The organism is Bacteroides sp. D22 (assembly GCF_000163675.1).
Lineage (GTDB): Bacteria > Bacteroidota > Bacteroidia > Bacteroidales > Bacteroidaceae > Bacteroides > Bacteroides xylanisolvens.
This window is the reverse complement of sequence record NZ_GG774796.1, coordinates 225,320-239,216: the sequence shown is the minus strand read 5'-3', so window position 1 is coordinate 239,216 and position 13,897 is coordinate 225,320. Positions and strand designations below refer to the sequence as shown.

Sequence of the window (13,897 nt, the reverse complement as noted above, 5' to 3'; positions counted from 1 at the left end):
TCACCACAAATTAGAGCCGTCCGTAATGGAAGAAACTTCGACAAAATCCGAAACGTCCAAACCGTTCTCGTTGCAAAGGTCTTTAATGCGCTTCTCCAACTTCTCCACGCTGTAGCCTTGTGAGGACTTACCTAACGTGTCATTGGTAAGCACAATCATCCGCTTTAGCACCTTTATAGCGGCTATGGCTATCGTGCGTTGGTCTGTGTCGGCATTGTACTCACTATCCCAGTCGCTTATCTTCACATCAGCAAGTGCCTTTTGCAAAGCAAGGCGGCTTGGGGTATAGGGTTCAAGCTCACCCACCAACGCATTGTATTTTGTCAAAGTTCCCATCACTACTATTTTTCAAGGGCTTCTTTCAAAGCCGTTACACTCTCATCTGAAAGGGCTTCAATCGCTTTGGTTACACCTTTAACCCCGGCATTTTTGGCAACGGGGGCATTGATGGATTCCAAAGCATCCTTTACCACATTCAAATCATATTCATTGTCTTGGAAAGTGACCTTTTCAGCCTGTTTGCTTTCCAAAGACTTAATCACACAAATGCCCCTTGCAACCAAATCATTAACTCGGTTAAGCTCATCGGTATGCAAGGTTTCACCTACCTTGTAGATTTTGCCTTTGTCGTTTTTGTCTATAAACGCTTTCTTTACTGCCAGTTCCATAAGCAAAAGATTTAGCCTACTTCAAGAGCTGTTGCACTCTCAAATTCGGATTTAGTCCAATAGGTACGTGCCACACCATTTGCATCGGCTGGTACTTCCTTTTCCTCAAAGCCACGCACCTGTAAACAGATGATAGCACCAATTTCAGTGATAAGAGGCAACAAACGTCCAGAGCCTTGTGTATATTCGGCTGCAACTTGACCAGTGGATTCCCCGGTACGCCACTTGGCGATACGAATACCACCGCCAGCGTTCATGTAGTCCACGTTTTCTTCCTCTATCAACTCGCTATCTTCAATGGCGGGCTGAATTTCACCGATAACCCCGGCAGGCTTGATACAGATAAAGTTGTGATTCCACGGTTCAAGCGATTTACGCTTACCGTCCATATCCATACCCATTTTACGGGTAATCACCGTTACAGGGGGGATTTCATTACCAGCAAGCAAATCTGCCATCTGAGCCGTTGTTACGGTCTGAGCCTTTTTATCGTTACCATGTACCAACAAACGGGTCGTTTCGTCCATACGCAACCAAAAATAGAGGTCTTGGCTCATAAGGATTTCGCCCGGCTCAATGCCACGGTTACGCAGGTCACTACAGATAGCCGACAACATCAAAACGGGGGACAACTTGCCAGCTTTGGTATTGGCAGAGTTCCACAAGAAAGCTGATACCAGCTTGTTTGTTTCCGGCATTTGATAATCCACCTCGTACTTACGTCCACCCGGATTGTTGATTTCCGGCACGAACTGAGCCACACCCCAATTAGAGAATGCCATCAGAGCGATAAAGTCCATCACGTCCTTACAGCCCAAATAAGCATCTTTCATGTCGTGGGTAAGGAGCTTTTCAATTTGCTTCACCTTAGCGGATTCACTCAAACGGGGATTTTCGTAAACCTCCATCAGTTTACGGTAATCACGTGCGTACATGGGGAACTTGTGACCCACACGGGGGATTTCCTTAGTCCACACATCGAAGCCGTCAGAACGCCTCATAGGTGTAGGTGATTCATCACCAATCAATGTAGCCATGATACGCAAGTTGTACTTACCTACAAGTGCCTCGGCAGTCAATGACATTTGGGGCGTGTTGGTAGTAAACCAGCTATCACAGTACATCTTCTGAAAAAGGGTTGTTTCACGTTCGGAAGCCTTATCAAAAGTCTTTTTCCACGTTGCCAAAAAGTCAAGCGGTTTGCCGTCCTTGTGAAGCCCTTTGAATGTTGAAAAAATAGATTTCATGTCGTTACGCTAATTTTAGTTAGTGTGATTTCGTTAATTTCACGTGGGGATTCCCTTTCAAGTAATCGCCCGTAGTGTCCTTTTGCCCGGCAGGGATAGGCGGCACACGTCTTTCGTACATTGCGTATTGCATGGTGTCGGCAGAAACATCTACAGAGGTTTCAAACTCGCCTACTTCCACATCGGCAATCAGTACGGAGTTGGAAGTGCCACGCTCCTTTGATTTTGCGGCAGTTTGTCCGTCCGAAACAACCTCTACCAATACATCATCCTTTACAAGCCCGGCAATGGCTTTGGAGAGAGTGACAATGTAATTGTTTCCGTTTCGCTCAATCTTTTCGATTGTGGGAACATCGGCAATGGCTGTAGCGGCTGTGCCGTCTTTCAGCACCAAATCACCAACGGCAAAGCAAGGCTCGTAGAACTCATCCACGTACAGGCTTACTTTCTTGGTGTTTTCTGCATCCACTTCCACCACTTTTGCAGTCTTGATGACTTGCACCGTCCTTTTCACCTCATCCTTGATAGCAAGCGTTCCGGCAGGCACGGTATCGCCAACAGCGAAATGTTGGTTTTCCACGTCCAGATTGAAGCCGCCTTGCACGATAGAGGGCGAACCCGTGAAAATGGGTCGCATCCCGGTAAATGAAGCAGTCTTTCTTTTCATTTCATCTTTTATTTTACGGTTATTGATTCCAGCAAGCTATCAGCAGCTTCATCAATTTGCTTTTCACTTGCCGCCTTAGAACCCCCTGAGTGTTCATCATCAAGCCCATTTGTAATAAGCTCCTGTTTGTAAGCGGAAACGGCATCCTCAATATCTTCATCATCGGAGATTGATTTTGCCAAACGGTCACGGAGATAAGCCGGGATTTTGTGCTTTTCCATAGCCTTAACTACTTCCTTCGCACGGGCTTCTTTGCTTTCTTTGGCTTCGTAGTTAGCAATCTTTTCCTCCATTTCCTTTAACCTCTTTTCAGTCGCTTCGTCCAAAGCCACCTTGCCCTTACGTTTAGATTCTTCTTCCTTACGCTTTCTTTCTTCCTCTTCCTCATCCTCGGTTTGGGTTGGTTTCTTTTTGTTTGCCCATCGGGTTGCTTCACCTTGACTTTCCTTAGCCACTTCCGCAATCAGATTTGCCGTACTTTCTATTGCCTCATCATCGGTAGAATCATCCTCAATGCTGCCACCCATTTTTTCGGTTATCGCTTTAAGGTACTTCTCCGAAAGACCAGTGTCTTTACACAAGCCTTTGACTTTCTCAAAGAGTTTCTTATTCATTGTTGCTTTTGTTATTTAGTAAGTTGAACTTCTACAGAGCAAAGATATGAAATAAAATCATATATGCGTTCTATAAACACACATATTTTACTCGGTAAATTACTTGCCTATTAGCATCTTACGCTTAAAAACAAGACGTAAAAGCGATTTTTCATTTACTATATTCAATATAACAAATATGTGTTTGATTAACACAATAGGAATAATATTTTTCACTCAACAAAAATATATCCTCAAAAAGCACAAAATATATCCTATTTTGCAGTAAATATATCCATTCGAGCATTTTCACCCATCTTAAATAAAGGAAATTACCACTAAAAGACTATCAAAACCAACTATCACATAGGTATTTTGAAAATATATCCAAAAATATATCCAAATACTTTGTTATATTAAATATATAGCCTATATTTGCATCGTAATAAGATTGATAACGTTTAAAATATATGTGATATGGATGTGAATTATATTCTAATAAAAGGAAACAAGCATTTTAAGTGCCACAGTTTAGCAGAAATGGCTATCTATTTTAGCTTGTCCGTAACCAGCAATGGAAGCGTAATCTGTGATGGCTACCATGATACAATGTCTTATTCTAAAGAGTGGAGCCACGAAGATATTATTACCGATTTCATACGCAACAGAGTAGAGAAAGTAGTACCTGATGTTGAAATATACAAAGTACAAAAATAATAATGCAACACTAAATTTTCAGATTATGGCAACTAAGAGTATTGATAAAAAGAAAACATTGGAATATGCGGTAGCATTTTACTTCTATGATTCGGGATGTGTAAACTTTATGATGGGTAATATCATGTACCAGCATATCAAAACCATTTATGACGAAAGGGCAGACGGCAGAGGGCAAAACACATTAGAGGTAGTTTACAACTACAAAAAAATGAAATATGAAGTGCTGTGCCTCACAGACAGCAAATTAGCTCAAAAAGAAATATCAATACTATAATACATATTGCCATGACACAGAAAGAATTTGAAGAAAGAACCGGGTTGAAGCTAACAGCGGACAACTATATAGAGGTTGAAACTTGCTACATGAATACAGACCTTGATAAAGATGCGTTTTGTAAGTTGTGGATGAAAAACCCGGCAGCTCTGAAAGAAATAGAGCAAAAAACGGTGTTAGTTCGTGAACTTTACGAAGAACGCAAATGTCTTGCAAACTTTCTTATAGAACAAGCCGAAAAGTGGAGTGCATCAGATTTAAGAGAAAAAGCAATAGCTATGATTGGAGAAAGAGAGTATCTCAGAAGAAAAATAGCCAAAGGGTACAACCTTTGGAAATTAGACAAAGAACTATTAGACGAAATTTTAAGAAAGTAATAACCAGTAGGGTAGCAATCCCCTACACAATGCAACACCGTATGAAAAAATATTATTTGCAAGGCAAAGAGATTAGCGAAAAACAAGCTAAAGCCATTGAAGCCAAAAATCAGAAGTACATAAGCAGCAATGATTTTACACTTTGGGCAAAGTGCCAATTTGTAACAGTAGTAACCAAGTAAATTTCAAAATTATGAATGAATACACTTATATCATTTTCGACCATAACGGCAGACGTTTGGGAAAGATTGAGTTTGGAGTGCGCAACAGCGTTCCATCCGCAAAAGAAATAAAAGAAGCCATTAAAGATGGTTTCCCAAATGGTGCGACTTATAAATTAATCGTTCCAACAAGCGTGTGTATCAACCAATAAAATTTTAGGATATGGGAATATTGAAAGATGCAATTTTAGCGGCAATACAGCAGGAACACCCGGATGCTCATTGGGTGGGAAACGAAAAACCCCACATGATAGAATCTACAGCGCAAGCAAAATACAATGACGTTAGACGTGTTGAACGCAATTATACTAAAGGCGTTCACAAGGCAAGAAAGGAGGCTCACAATGGCAATAGTAACAGTACAAGACATTTATAGATGTGATTCATGCAAGGCAGCATCAGACGAATTAGGAAGAGGATGTAAGCATGGTATGCTCTTCCCTCTAATGCTTATAATGGGAAACTTTACTGAGTGTATGAACTATGAGTTTGATGCCGAAAAGGTAAAACTTCAACTAAAACGAAAGGAGGCAAAATAAGATGGCAACACTGATAAAGACAGACGGAAGTAAATTGGAAATCCAACCTCAAAACGGGCTGGGCTTCCAACTGGATGAACTGCAAAAGTTCGTAGATGGTTACATTGATATTATAAACCTACACAATGGGGATATTCTCGTAATCAATGATAATGGGAAAGACGTTTTAGATTCCAACGAAACAGCCACGGAAATAGCGCATAAACACAATGCTATTTTTGGTTGGGATTATATTTGTGGCGATGTCGTTATGTGTAAAGATGAGGAGGTGCAATAATGGAAATTCATAAATTCCCTTATAACTGGAAGCTGGCAGAAGCCAATTTCACTAAAGACAAAGGCAAAGTGTTTTCTTGTTTTGCGTGTGGTGGCGGTTCAACTATGGGCTACAAGTTGGCAGGGTTTGATGTGATAGGTTGCAATGAAATAGACCCTAAAGTGAATCAGGTGTATGTAACCAACCATGCACCACGGTTCAATTTTTTAGGGGATATAAGAGAATTGAGAGAGAGAGAGAGCTACCGCCCGAACTTTATAACTTGGATATTTTGGACGGCTCACCCCCATGTTCCACTTTCTCCTTATCCGGCAACCGTGAAAAGGATTGGGGCAAAGAAAAGGTGTTCAGAGAGGGGCAAACGGCACAAGTTCTTGATACACTTTTCTTCGACTTCATTGCTTTGGCAAAAGCACTGCAACCAAAGGTTGTGATAGCGGAAAATGTGAAAGGCTTGCTTATGGGTAATGCCATAGATTATGTAAGGCGCATTTACAAGGACTTTGAAGATGCTGGGTATTATTGCCAACACTTCTTACTTGATGCTTCTAAAATGGGAGTACCACAAATGCGAAACCGGGTGTTCTTTGTATGTATTAGGCATGATTTGGGCGTGAATTTCTTGAAAGTGTCTGACCTCTTCAATGTTGAGCCGCATATTAGCATGGACTTCAACGAGCCGGGGATTTGCTACGGAGAATTTGCGGATTACATGGGCAAACCATACGGCAAGCGCATGAAAGAAATGTTTGATAATAGAACACATGGGGATATTGATATGTCAAATGCTTATCGGAAGCTGACAGGCAAAAGAGGATTTTTCAATCAATGTTATTTGTATGAGGATAAAATTTGCAACACGCTTACGGCTCATGCAGACAGCACGATTCCTTTTAATAAGCCTGTGTATTTATCAAAATCTGAGGTGTGCAACGCTTCTACTTTCCCGCAAGACTACGATTTTTGCGGCTTTTCACCGCACTACATTTGCGGTATGAGTGTACCGCCTGTTATGATGGCGCAAGTGGCTACACGAGTTTACGAACAATGGCTATCAAAGTTATAAATAATTAGAGAAAGGAGCTAATATGACAAAAAGAGAAAAGCATCTTTTATGGATGATACTAAATAAAACAATCGGTAGATATATTCTTGTCAATATGCCCGGTTATGGAAGTGGAGAGAGGGCTGATTTGCATTTATATATAAGCAAAATATTGTGTCATTACATACTTATGGATGGCGGCTTGTGGACTATCAGAGGCTTAGAGGATGAATACCCGAAAGGTACATTTGATGTACATGACTGGATAGCAAATAATATAACTGACCGCATGGATGAAACAATAGGTTTTGTTGTTGATAGACAAATGACGCATGAAGAACAGGGTATATGTACAAGAAAATTCTTTGAACTTTTATGTGCTAATATTGATGAGATAGCTAAAGTTGTGATAAGAAGTAAACGTGATAGTGTTGGGCTGTATAATGGATAACATTCAAAAAAAATATAGATATGAGTAAAGAAGAAGCTATACAAGCAATGAAAGAGGGTAAGAAGGTTACGCACCGTTTCTTTTCCTCTGACGAATGGATGACTATTGAAAATGGATTTCTTCTTTTAGAAGATGGCGTACGTATCTCTTTGGAAGATTTTTTTAATTTTCGCAGTGATAGTCTTTGGGATGATGGATATGAATTGTATACCCCCTCATAATAAATCAGAAAGGAATTGAAGAATGAGGTACGCACTTAGGAAGCAAGCTAAAATAGCCTCTGTGTATAGTGAGGATTATTTAAACAAGCATATCATCAAAAGTCTTGATTCATATTTTGGTAATACCAGCGATGAGCACATAACAGATGATATTTCACAAGAGGGATATGTAACCAGTACCGGAGAAGATTATCCAATTCTAAAGGTTAATGACCTTTCTGATGATAATGCTATGTTGGAGTTTGCCGTTATAGGTTTGGAATGCGATATATTAAAATTGTCTTTTTTAGGACGAATAAAAGGATAAACACAATGGAGATAGACCGCATTAACCTTGTATAATAAAATAAACTCGGTAAACATTTGTTTTATTAAATATAATATAGTAATTTTGCGTTTATAGAACACATATAGCAATGAAACAGCAAAGAAAAGTTATTCATGTAGAATTGAAAGAGCCATACAAGGGTAAACGTCACTACTACTTTGGAAGCATTACGGCTATATATGAGCTATTGCCAACCGAAGTAGTAGGGGTGTCTAAAGAATCTCTTTGGAATGTTTTAAGGAATGGTGAACACATGGGAAGAAAGGCGATTGTTAGGTATGGCACACTTCATACTAAGCAATCAAACAGAGGCAAAAGAAAGGAGGCTAACAATGGATGAATGTATTACGAAAGAAATGACAAAATCCCTTTTGAAAGCATTTGAGGGCATGAATGAATCTTTAGAAGATTTTCAAAAGGCTTGTGCATCTACAATAGAATCTACAGAAAAGCATATTGTATCGGCTCTTTTTTTAAGAGAATCTGCAATGCTCATTAAACTGGCAGAATCTTCATTTGTTACACGATGGTACTACAAACATAAGTACCGTGAAGCTAAATATCATAGAATTAAAGCAGAGCGTTTTTTCAATCAAAATTTCAAGTAATATGTTAGGAGCAATTATAGGCGATATTGTAGGCTCACGCTTTGAGTTCAACAATACAGATAACTACAACTTTGAACTATTCACAAAGGATAGCACGTTTACAGACGATACAATTTGTACTATAGCGGTAGCGGATGCAATCAATACGGGCGTAAGCTACAAAGAAAAGTTTCTCCAATGGTGTAGGGCATACCCCAATCCGAAAGGGGCATACGGTGGCAGCTTTGCCCGCTGGATAGCCTCAGACAACCCACAACCATATAACAGCTTCGGCAATGGCTCTGCAATGCGTGTTTCCCCGGTTGCATGGGCTTATGACAACTTAGATAAGGTTTTGATGGAGGCAGAGAAAACGGCTATAGTAACCCATAATCACCCGGAGGGAGTTAAAGGAGCTGTAGCAGTCGCACACGCCATTTATTATTTGAGGACAACCCACAATCAGAAAGTATATGAGAATATAATGCAATCGTACTATCCTCAATTCATGGTAAACGATTATTATGCTGGAATATTTGATGAAACGTGTCAAGGCACTGTGCCGCTTTGTTTGAAAATTATTCGTGTAAGCACCTCTTTTGAGGATGCAATCAGACGGGCAATTTCATGGGGTGGTGATAGCGACACGATAGGGGCAATAGTAGGCTCAATGGCAGAAGCACTTTGGGGCATACCAGATAGTTTCATTTGGAATGCTCTAAGAATACTTCCTGATGATATGCGTAATGTTATTGGATGCTTCTATAACACTAAAATCGAAGTAATTTAAACAAGTTGTTATGACAAAAACAAAAAACAACTCATTAACTCACCTTTGCATCTATTACAAAGGAGAGAAAGAATGCCCTTTCAGAGAAGCCGACAAACAAATGTTTTGGCTTGGTGAAAAATGGTGGACTGAGCAAACCGAACTTGCAAGCGATGCCGGGTGTGAACGTATTGCCCCCATCCTAAAAGAGTACACAAATGCCGGGCTATCCAACTTTGAAATGTACGATGGTGTGCCTATCACACTGAAAGCGGTACTTTTCAATAGATACTGCAAGTATGCCGAAAGGACGGATATAGAGGGCTTCAAAGACCTGTATCAATCCACCTATATCAAAGGCTAAACAAAAAGCAAAGGCGCATCAGTAACGGTGCGCCTTTATTGTGTCAATACTTGCAATAGAATCCCATCGAAGTAGTAACCATTTCCTTTATCTCTTTTGGGCTTTGTTCCAAAACTTCCATATCTATATACCATTTACCATTTGTATATTCAGCTTTGGTTATTCTGAATTTAGTGCCACGCTGTAGGATGATTTCATTTTCCCCCGTTGTTGTAGGCTTAGAAGTTCCGTTCCACTTCTTACCCGGACAATAGTCCCCATTGTCATGGCTTGAACCAAATGCAGAAAAAGGCTCTGCGTAGGTCATTTGTGTACCTTTCGGACAATAGATATTCAGACAAACGGGCTTACTTCCAAAGTTCGTATTCCGGCAATTACCACACGACATAAAGGAATCATCCGTACCAACCTTGCCAACAAGCTTAGACGGGTCAGATATATAAGCATCCAAATCAGACAGCCCAAACCGATAGTTTACAAAAGCACTGATTTCGTCACGCTTTACCCAAACATCATCTTTAAGTGTGCTTCGGGCTATATATTGGGTCATATCGGCAATATGCTTTTCAGCTTCGGACAATCTACTACCATAGTAGTGATAATATCCCTTAATAGCACGCAAAGGCTCTGTTATATAACTACTACCAGCCGTATATTGATACATAGCCGCCTTTTCATTGGTGCTTGCAAGTTTCCACATATCCACGGCATTATCAAAGAAATAATCGTTTGCATCTGAACTATGAATAAACCATTTCGCCTCATCCTTTCTTTCCTGCGTAAAATCGGAATCCTTAAACTTAACCTCCTTTACTTTTGATTTACGCTTGGCAGCGGCTTTTTCAATGCTTTCTTTCCTTACATTGAGTTCCGTAATGGTTTGTTGTGCCATTGCTTTATCATTGCCGTTGATTGCATTTTCAAGCTGTGCAATGAGCGATTGGTAAGGCTTGGACTTGGTAGAGAACTTAGATAGGTCGGCATAGTTATCCTTGATGGCTTTCCAATCTATCTTATCTTGAACAATGCCAATCTGTTTAACATAGGCTTGTTGTGACACCTGCCACGTTGGGTACTTCTGTTGTACATTGTGATAGTTACCACCTAAGAAGTCGTATGCTTCAAAATTCAGTTTCTTTAATTGTTGTTCCAAAGAAAGGCTATCCCATTGTGCCAGCTTATCAGCAACCGCCTTGTTTACGGCTTTTGCATCGGCTAAAGAGAACTTTTTAGCCACCTCCATAGGGCTATCTATGTAACCCAGTGAATAAATATCCTTGCCTATAACTTTCAGTTTACGGGCTTCCAACATGATAGCGGACAAATCAGGGTGTTTTAGAGCCTCAGCTAAAGCCGTAGTATCAACGTCAGAAATACCACCCATAACACGGAGCATATTATTACCATAGTGATAGGTCGCTTTTCTCACATTCCACCGTTGCCGGATGGCATTTGCTTCCGCTTCCGTCCGGGCTTCGTGCCGGGCTTTCGCTATCTCTTTTGCAGTCGGTGGATAGATAACCTTTTCATTGTCCCGTAGGAAGTAGGGCAAAGTCCCTTTCTCCGTTGCATCCTTGATGCGTTGCTCATTGTCTTGCATCCACCCGGTAAATTGGGATGGCAGCTCTTTTACCTTTTCCTCACATTCCACCGTTGCCGGATTATCCCCGTCCAAAATCTTATCCAGCATTTCGTCCAATTCTTCTTGCTTTGCCAGTACGGGTACTTGATAGCAACGGCAATTCGGGTGCCACCCTTTCCAACGGAATGTTTTAGGGTACACACCTTTCAAATCATCGCAAATGTCAGATACGGGATGATTGTTGGATAGCTTGATTTCAATGCCTACCACAAAGTCGAGTTGCGCCCAACGCTCAAAATCGGCTGTACGATACGCAATGTTGGTTTCAGTCCGTGCAAGCCTTTGGGCGTTACGTGCGGATGAACGGTACACGCCCCGCCCCGAATGAAAATGTTTCGGGCTATCATCCACCCATTTGTAGGAGTTGGCTTCTTTGTCCCAAACCCTGCGTTTCCACTTTCTACCATAGATAGGTTGCCCGTTCTCATCTTCCCCTACCTTGATACGGAAACGCCTGTAAAACTTATCGGGGTCTTGTAGATACTTCTTTATCTGAGCCGCCAAACGATTAGCCGGAACACCCTCACCAATCGCCAAATCCAAAGTATTTTCCAGCTCATCACGGAACATACCCGTATATCGCCAAACCTTTTGAGAGAGATTCAAACCACCGTCACCACTCTTACGGGCAAAGAAAGCATCCATAGCCTCTTTGTTGCGCTTGAAGAAACGGGCAAAGTGATTATCCTTTATTGATTGTTCACCGAACACACTTTTAACCAAAGCATCGTTATTCTCGTTAGATGCAAGCCATTCCTTTTCTACACCGCCCCGGATAATTTGGTAAACACGGCTGTACATATCCCTAAGAATGGGCGTAACTTCCTCACTATACCCATAGTCGGCAAAAGAGAAAGGCTTCCCATCCTCCAACTCCGTACCCTTTACCAAGTTAATTATTCGCTCAAATGCTTGTTGGTAGATGATACGGACATTGGCAGCGTAACCCTCCGTTCTCTTGAAAAGCTCCGCTTGCATCTTCTTATAGTCTATGTACTTCTTCTTTGCCATGCCACTACTTTAGTTTAAAGTTGGTGCAATAGTCCTTATCTAAAAACTTGCTGTATTTATGGAAAGGGCATTTGCATAAGAACGGCTCACCTTTCCAGTTCAATTCGTGGAAGTCGAAAGCGTGTTTGCAGTCCCTACAATGGTAGTTCTGCGTTGATGTCTGTTTCTTCTTTGCCATAGTCGCTATCATCTAAGAAACTGTATAACAAATCTTTTTTAGTATTGAAGCAATTACATTCATTATGCTTACAAATTGGGTCTTTATCACCAAAACTTCTATATTCACTTCTTTGCACCTCTACATATATAATTTTGGTATAATACTCCCCCGAAAGGGAACAAGTACCTACAGGTACATCACCTATTACCTCCACTTCAATATTGCTAATTTGGATTTTCTCCGGCTTATTATTGCGCATAATCCAAACCTTATCGCCAACATTGTATTTTGTCTTTATTTCCATTATTCAGCCCCTCCGAAAACGTCCATTTTGTTTAACTCCATTTGTTGCTCCATCCGTTCCGCTTCTTCTTGTTTTAGCCGCTCTATTTCTTGTTTCGCATCTTTTACAAGGTAGGACAATTCTACATAGGTTTCACGGCTCAATGCCCCATCATTGTATTGCTTAGATAGGTCGGCAAGCAATTCGCTCACATCTTCCCCGAAAGGCTCTTGGAACTCATGCCTTAACAGCAAGGCATCATATTCAGCCTTATGCCGATAGTCAAGCACATTACCTAAAATAGCTATCATAAGATTAGCGTGGCGTTTCATATAATCATCGTGCTTTTCCTTGTGGCGTTCTGCCTTGATAACGGCAAGCAACATCACTTTGCGTATAGCCTTTGCCGAAAGGTTGCCTAATGATTTCATATTGTCAAAATCAATGTTGGGCGTGAAAGACTTTGAAAGAATGTGTTTATCCAATCTTTCAAACTCATTCTTTTTGCTTTCGCTCGCCTCATTCCATGTAAGGTAGCGTACATCACCGCCATTTTTGAGAATAAACAGTTTGGCTTCTTCTTCCGACTTTGGCAAGCTATTGAGGATTTCAGAAGTAGCCACCATTGCCGGGTTAGAAAAGCGGTCATTAGTATCTGCATCGGTGCTTTCCATTATTTCAGAGCGTTCAATCATGGGTTGCACCTCCTTATGTTCGGGCGTTTGCTCAAATATCAGCACGGGAATTTTCCCTATTGGATTATCCTTTATCTCAACCTCCCAACCCATTTTGCCACGTTTGGCACGATATACAGTCTCTTTAGTGTATATATCCACATGGTAAACGGTATTGTTGCCTGCCTCTGTCAGATAGTAACCCCACGCAAAAGCGGTAATCCGTTTGTATTGGTCACGAATGGTATAAATATCATCGTTGTTTTCCCGGCTCAACACATTCAGCAAAAGGGATGGTTTATTATCACTATCCCGGTACACATGGTAAAGAATGGCAGAAATGCCCTCCGCACCAGCCAAACGTTTAGCCTCTCTAACTTTGGCATTGAAATGTATTTCATTCAGCCAATCTTTGTAGTTCTGAAAAGCATAATCCGTACCCGTTGAAAGCTGTTGCCATTTTACGGGTCTGCCATAGAGAAACACCAAAGAAATTTCATTGATGAATTGAGGGTAAGGAATGGGGATTTTCCACCGTTTACTCCAACGTAGAAAGTTGCCTTTCTTATCGTAAACGGCTCTATCCTTACGCTCCATCACTTTGTGAGTGTCAATCTTATACTCACGTAAATTATTGGCGGCTTCTTCCGCATGGGCTTTCATCATGGAAAGAGCACGGGTCACATCCTTAGCCGTCAAAAGGTCGGCAAAGTTTTGTTGGTAGCCAATAGCCGCCTTTACCTCGTTAGAAATAATGTTTAATAATCCCATTTTGCTTT

22 protein-coding genes and 1 pseudogene are annotated in these 13,897 nt (G+C 41.0%); 15 read left to right on the top strand and 8 right to left on the bottom strand.

All coding sequences use genetic code 11. From position 1 onward, the window contains the following. From HMPREF0106_RS21860 to HMPREF0106_RS21880, 5 genes are read right to left on the bottom strand one after another with little or no spacing between them, the layout of a single operon-like run. A complete protein-coding gene (locus tag HMPREF0106_RS21860) occupies positions 1 to 336 on the bottom strand; it encodes a DUF6706 family protein (RefSeq protein WP_005655413.1) in 336 nt (111 codons plus the stop codon). A gap of 5 nt (positions 337 to 341) precedes the next feature. Further along, entirely contained in the window at positions 342 to 668 is a 327-nt protein-coding gene (locus HMPREF0106_RS21865; protein ID WP_005655415.1) for a hypothetical protein, read from the bottom strand. Positions 669 to 679: 11 nt separating this feature from the next. Further along, the gene (locus HMPREF0106_RS21870) at positions 680 to 1,915 is read right to left on the bottom strand and encodes a hypothetical protein (RefSeq protein ID WP_005655416.1); all 1,236 of its coding nucleotides are present in this window, start codon (positions 1,913 to 1,915) and stop codon (positions 680 to 682) included. A 19-nt stretch (positions 1,916 to 1,934) separates the two neighbouring features. After that, the gene (locus tag HMPREF0106_RS21875) at positions 1,935 to 2,582 is read right to left on the bottom strand and encodes a hypothetical protein (protein WP_008642519.1); all 648 of its coding nucleotides are present in this window, start codon (positions 2,580 to 2,582) and stop codon (positions 1,935 to 1,937) included. Between the two features lie 8 nt (positions 2,583 to 2,590). Further along, entirely contained in the window at positions 2,591 to 3,196 is a 606-nt protein-coding gene (locus HMPREF0106_RS21880; RefSeq protein ID WP_005655418.1) for a hypothetical protein, read from the bottom strand. Positions 3,197 to 3,715: 519 nt separating this feature from the next. Between HMPREF0106_RS21880 and HMPREF0106_RS21885 the strand changes: the two genes are divergently transcribed. From HMPREF0106_RS21885 to HMPREF0106_RS21950, 15 genes and pseudogenes are all read left to right on the top strand, one after another. Then, on the top strand, positions 3,716 to 3,892 hold the full coding sequence (locus tag HMPREF0106_RS21885; protein ID WP_225665235.1) for a hypothetical protein: 177 nt from the start codon (positions 3,716 to 3,718) through the stop codon (positions 3,890 to 3,892). A 25-nt stretch (positions 3,893 to 3,917) separates the two neighbouring features. Continuing rightward, entirely contained in the window at positions 3,918 to 4,169 is a 252-nt protein-coding gene (locus HMPREF0106_RS21890; protein WP_007219348.1) for a hypothetical protein, read from the top strand. An 11-nt stretch (positions 4,170 to 4,180) separates the two neighbouring features. Next, positions 4,181 to 4,546 (top strand): hypothetical protein, encoded by a 366-nt coding sequence (locus HMPREF0106_RS21895; protein WP_005655422.1) that lies wholly within the window; start codon positions 4,181 to 4,183, stop codon positions 4,544 to 4,546. A 41-nt stretch (positions 4,547 to 4,587) separates the two neighbouring features. Next, a complete protein-coding gene (locus HMPREF0106_RS27335) occupies positions 4,588 to 4,728 on the top strand; it encodes a hypothetical protein (RefSeq protein WP_162487773.1) in 141 nt (46 codons plus the stop codon). 11 nt (positions 4,729 to 4,739) lie between these two features. After that, positions 4,740 to 4,919: a hypothetical protein gene (locus HMPREF0106_RS21900; RefSeq protein WP_005655424.1), complete on the top strand. Its 180-nt coding sequence runs from the start codon at positions 4,740 to 4,742 to the stop codon at positions 4,917 to 4,919. Between the two features lie 11 nt (positions 4,920 to 4,930). Continuing rightward, positions 4,931 to 5,143, top strand: coding sequence for a hypothetical protein (locus tag HMPREF0106_RS25595; RefSeq protein WP_008642513.1), 213 nt, complete (start codon positions 4,931 to 4,933; stop codon positions 5,141 to 5,143). A 164-nt stretch (positions 5,144 to 5,307) separates the two neighbouring features. After that, complete coding sequence (locus HMPREF0106_RS21910; RefSeq protein ID WP_005655426.1) at positions 5,308 to 5,583, top strand: DUF3846 domain-containing protein; 276 nt, start codon at positions 5,308 to 5,310, stop codon at positions 5,581 to 5,583. Continuing rightward, a pseudogene (locus tag HMPREF0106_RS21915) lies at positions 5,583 to 6,649 on the top strand (DNA cytosine methyltransferase). The gene HMPREF0106_RS21910 and the pseudogene HMPREF0106_RS21915 overlap by 1 nt, the downstream one beginning before the upstream one ends. 22 nt (positions 6,650 to 6,671) lie before the next feature. Further along, positions 6,672 to 7,079: a hypothetical protein gene (locus tag HMPREF0106_RS21920; RefSeq protein ID WP_005655430.1), complete on the top strand. Its 408-nt coding sequence runs from the start codon at positions 6,672 to 6,674 to the stop codon at positions 7,077 to 7,079. 20 nt (positions 7,080 to 7,099) lie between these two features. After that, the gene (locus HMPREF0106_RS21925; protein ID WP_005655431.1) at positions 7,100 to 7,300 is read left to right on the top strand and encodes a hypothetical protein; all 201 of its coding nucleotides are present in this window, start codon (positions 7,100 to 7,102) and stop codon (positions 7,298 to 7,300) included. Positions 7,301 to 7,322: 22 nt separating this feature from the next. Continuing rightward, positions 7,323 to 7,607 (top strand): hypothetical protein, encoded by a 285-nt coding sequence (locus HMPREF0106_RS21930; RefSeq protein ID WP_005655432.1) that lies wholly within the window; start codon positions 7,323 to 7,325, stop codon positions 7,605 to 7,607. 109 nt (positions 7,608 to 7,716) lie between these two features. Next, positions 7,717 to 7,968 (top strand): hypothetical protein, encoded by a 252-nt coding sequence (locus HMPREF0106_RS21935; RefSeq protein WP_005655433.1) that lies wholly within the window; start codon positions 7,717 to 7,719, stop codon positions 7,966 to 7,968. Continuing rightward, the gene (locus HMPREF0106_RS21940) at positions 7,961 to 8,236 is read left to right on the top strand and encodes a hypothetical protein (protein ID WP_005655434.1); all 276 of its coding nucleotides are present in this window, start codon (positions 7,961 to 7,963) and stop codon (positions 8,234 to 8,236) included. The genes HMPREF0106_RS21935 and HMPREF0106_RS21940 overlap by 8 nt, the downstream gene beginning before the upstream one ends. 1 nt (position 8,237) lies before the next feature. After that, complete coding sequence (locus HMPREF0106_RS21945; protein WP_005655435.1) at positions 8,238 to 9,005, top strand: ADP-ribosylglycohydrolase family protein; 768 nt, start codon at positions 8,238 to 8,240, stop codon at positions 9,003 to 9,005. Positions 9,006 to 9,015: 10 nt separating this feature from the next. Further along, positions 9,016 to 9,348, top strand: a complete 333-nt coding sequence (locus tag HMPREF0106_RS21950) for a hypothetical protein (RefSeq protein ID WP_005655436.1) — start codon at positions 9,016 to 9,018, stop codon at positions 9,346 to 9,348. 43 nt (positions 9,349 to 9,391) lie between these two features. On the opposite strand, the gene HMPREF0106_RS21955 is transcribed toward HMPREF0106_RS21950, so the two are convergent. The 3 genes from HMPREF0106_RS21955 to HMPREF0106_RS21965 all read right to left on the bottom strand — a co-directional run bounded on the left by HMPREF0106_RS21955 (position 9,392) and on the right by HMPREF0106_RS21965 (position 13,889). Next, positions 9,392 to 12,001, bottom strand: a complete 2,610-nt coding sequence (locus tag HMPREF0106_RS21955; protein ID WP_009038910.1) for an ADP-ribosyltransferase — start codon at positions 11,999 to 12,001, stop codon at positions 9,392 to 9,394. A gap of 134 nt (positions 12,002 to 12,135) precedes the next feature. Continuing rightward, on the bottom strand, positions 12,136 to 12,465 hold the full coding sequence (locus tag HMPREF0106_RS21960; RefSeq protein WP_005655439.1) for a hypothetical protein: 330 nt from the start codon (positions 12,463 to 12,465) through the stop codon (positions 12,136 to 12,138). After that, complete coding sequence (locus HMPREF0106_RS21965; RefSeq protein ID WP_005655441.1) at positions 12,465 to 13,889, bottom strand: phage portal protein; 1,425 nt, start codon at positions 13,887 to 13,889, stop codon at positions 12,465 to 12,467. The genes HMPREF0106_RS21960 and HMPREF0106_RS21965 overlap by 1 nt, the downstream gene beginning before the upstream one ends. Positions 13,890 to 13,897 lie beyond the last annotated feature (8 nt).

Bases quoted from the DNA above. Each gene is read 5' to 3' on its own strand.
- HMPREF0106_RS21945 (WP_005655435.1), top strand. From the start codon at position 8,238: ATGTTAGGAGCAATTATAGGCGATATTGTAGGCTCACGCTTTGAGTTC.
- HMPREF0106_RS21910 (WP_005655426.1), top strand. From the start codon at position 5,308: ATGGCAACACTGATAAAGACAGACGGAAGTAAATTGGAAATCCAACCT.
- HMPREF0106_RS21965 (WP_005655441.1), bottom strand. From the start codon at position 13,889: ATGGGATTATTAAACATTATTTCTAACGAGGTAAAGGCGGCTATTGGC.
- HMPREF0106_RS25595 (WP_008642513.1), top strand. From the start codon at position 4,931: ATGGGAATATTGAAAGATGCAATTTTAGCGGCAATACAGCAGGAACAC.
- HMPREF0106_RS21880 (WP_005655418.1), bottom strand. From the start codon at position 3,196: ATGAATAAGAAACTCTTTGAGAAAGTCAAAGGCTTGTGTAAAGACACT.
- HMPREF0106_RS21870 (WP_005655416.1), bottom strand. From the start codon at position 1,915: ATGAAATCTATTTTTTCAACATTCAAAGGGCTTCACAAGGACGGCAAA.
- HMPREF0106_RS21920 (WP_005655430.1), top strand. From the start codon at position 6,672: ATGACAAAAAGAGAAAAGCATCTTTTATGGATGATACTAAATAAAACA.
- HMPREF0106_RS21960 (WP_005655439.1), bottom strand. From the start codon at position 12,465: ATGGAAATAAAGACAAAATACAATGTTGGCGATAAGGTTTGGATTATG.
- HMPREF0106_RS21940 (WP_005655434.1), top strand. From the start codon at position 7,961: ATGGATGAATGTATTACGAAAGAAATGACAAAATCCCTTTTGAAAGCA.
- HMPREF0106_RS21925 (WP_005655431.1), top strand. From the start codon at position 7,100: ATGAGTAAAGAAGAAGCTATACAAGCAATGAAAGAGGGTAAGAAGGTT.
- HMPREF0106_RS21950 (WP_005655436.1), top strand. From the start codon at position 9,016: ATGACAAAAACAAAAAACAACTCATTAACTCACCTTTGCATCTATTAC.
- HMPREF0106_RS21895 (WP_005655422.1), top strand. From the start codon at position 4,181: ATGACACAGAAAGAATTTGAAGAAAGAACCGGGTTGAAGCTAACAGCG.
- HMPREF0106_RS21875 (WP_008642519.1), bottom strand. From the start codon at position 2,582: ATGAAAAGAAAGACTGCTTCATTTACCGGGATGCGACCCATTTTCACG.
- HMPREF0106_RS21865 (WP_005655415.1), bottom strand. From the start codon at position 668: ATGGAACTGGCAGTAAAGAAAGCGTTTATAGACAAAAACGACAAAGGC.
- HMPREF0106_RS21955 (WP_009038910.1), bottom strand. From the start codon at position 12,001: ATGGCAAAGAAGAAGTACATAGACTATAAGAAGATGCAAGCGGAGCTT.
- HMPREF0106_RS27335 (WP_162487773.1), top strand. From the start codon at position 4,588: ATGAAAAAATATTATTTGCAAGGCAAAGAGATTAGCGAAAAACAAGCT.
- HMPREF0106_RS21930 (WP_005655432.1), top strand. From the start codon at position 7,323: ATGAGGTACGCACTTAGGAAGCAAGCTAAAATAGCCTCTGTGTATAGT.
- HMPREF0106_RS21900 (WP_005655424.1), top strand. From the start codon at position 4,740: ATGAATGAATACACTTATATCATTTTCGACCATAACGGCAGACGTTTG.
- HMPREF0106_RS21885 (WP_225665235.1), top strand. From the start codon at position 3,716: ATGGCTATCTATTTTAGCTTGTCCGTAACCAGCAATGGAAGCGTAATC.
- HMPREF0106_RS21860 (WP_005655413.1), bottom strand. From the start codon at position 336: ATGGGAACTTTGACAAAATACAATGCGTTGGTGGGTGAGCTTGAACCC.
- HMPREF0106_RS21890 (WP_007219348.1), top strand. From the start codon at position 3,918: ATGGCAACTAAGAGTATTGATAAAAAGAAAACATTGGAATATGCGGTA.
- HMPREF0106_RS21935 (WP_005655433.1), top strand. From the start codon at position 7,717: ATGAAACAGCAAAGAAAAGTTATTCATGTAGAATTGAAAGAGCCATAC.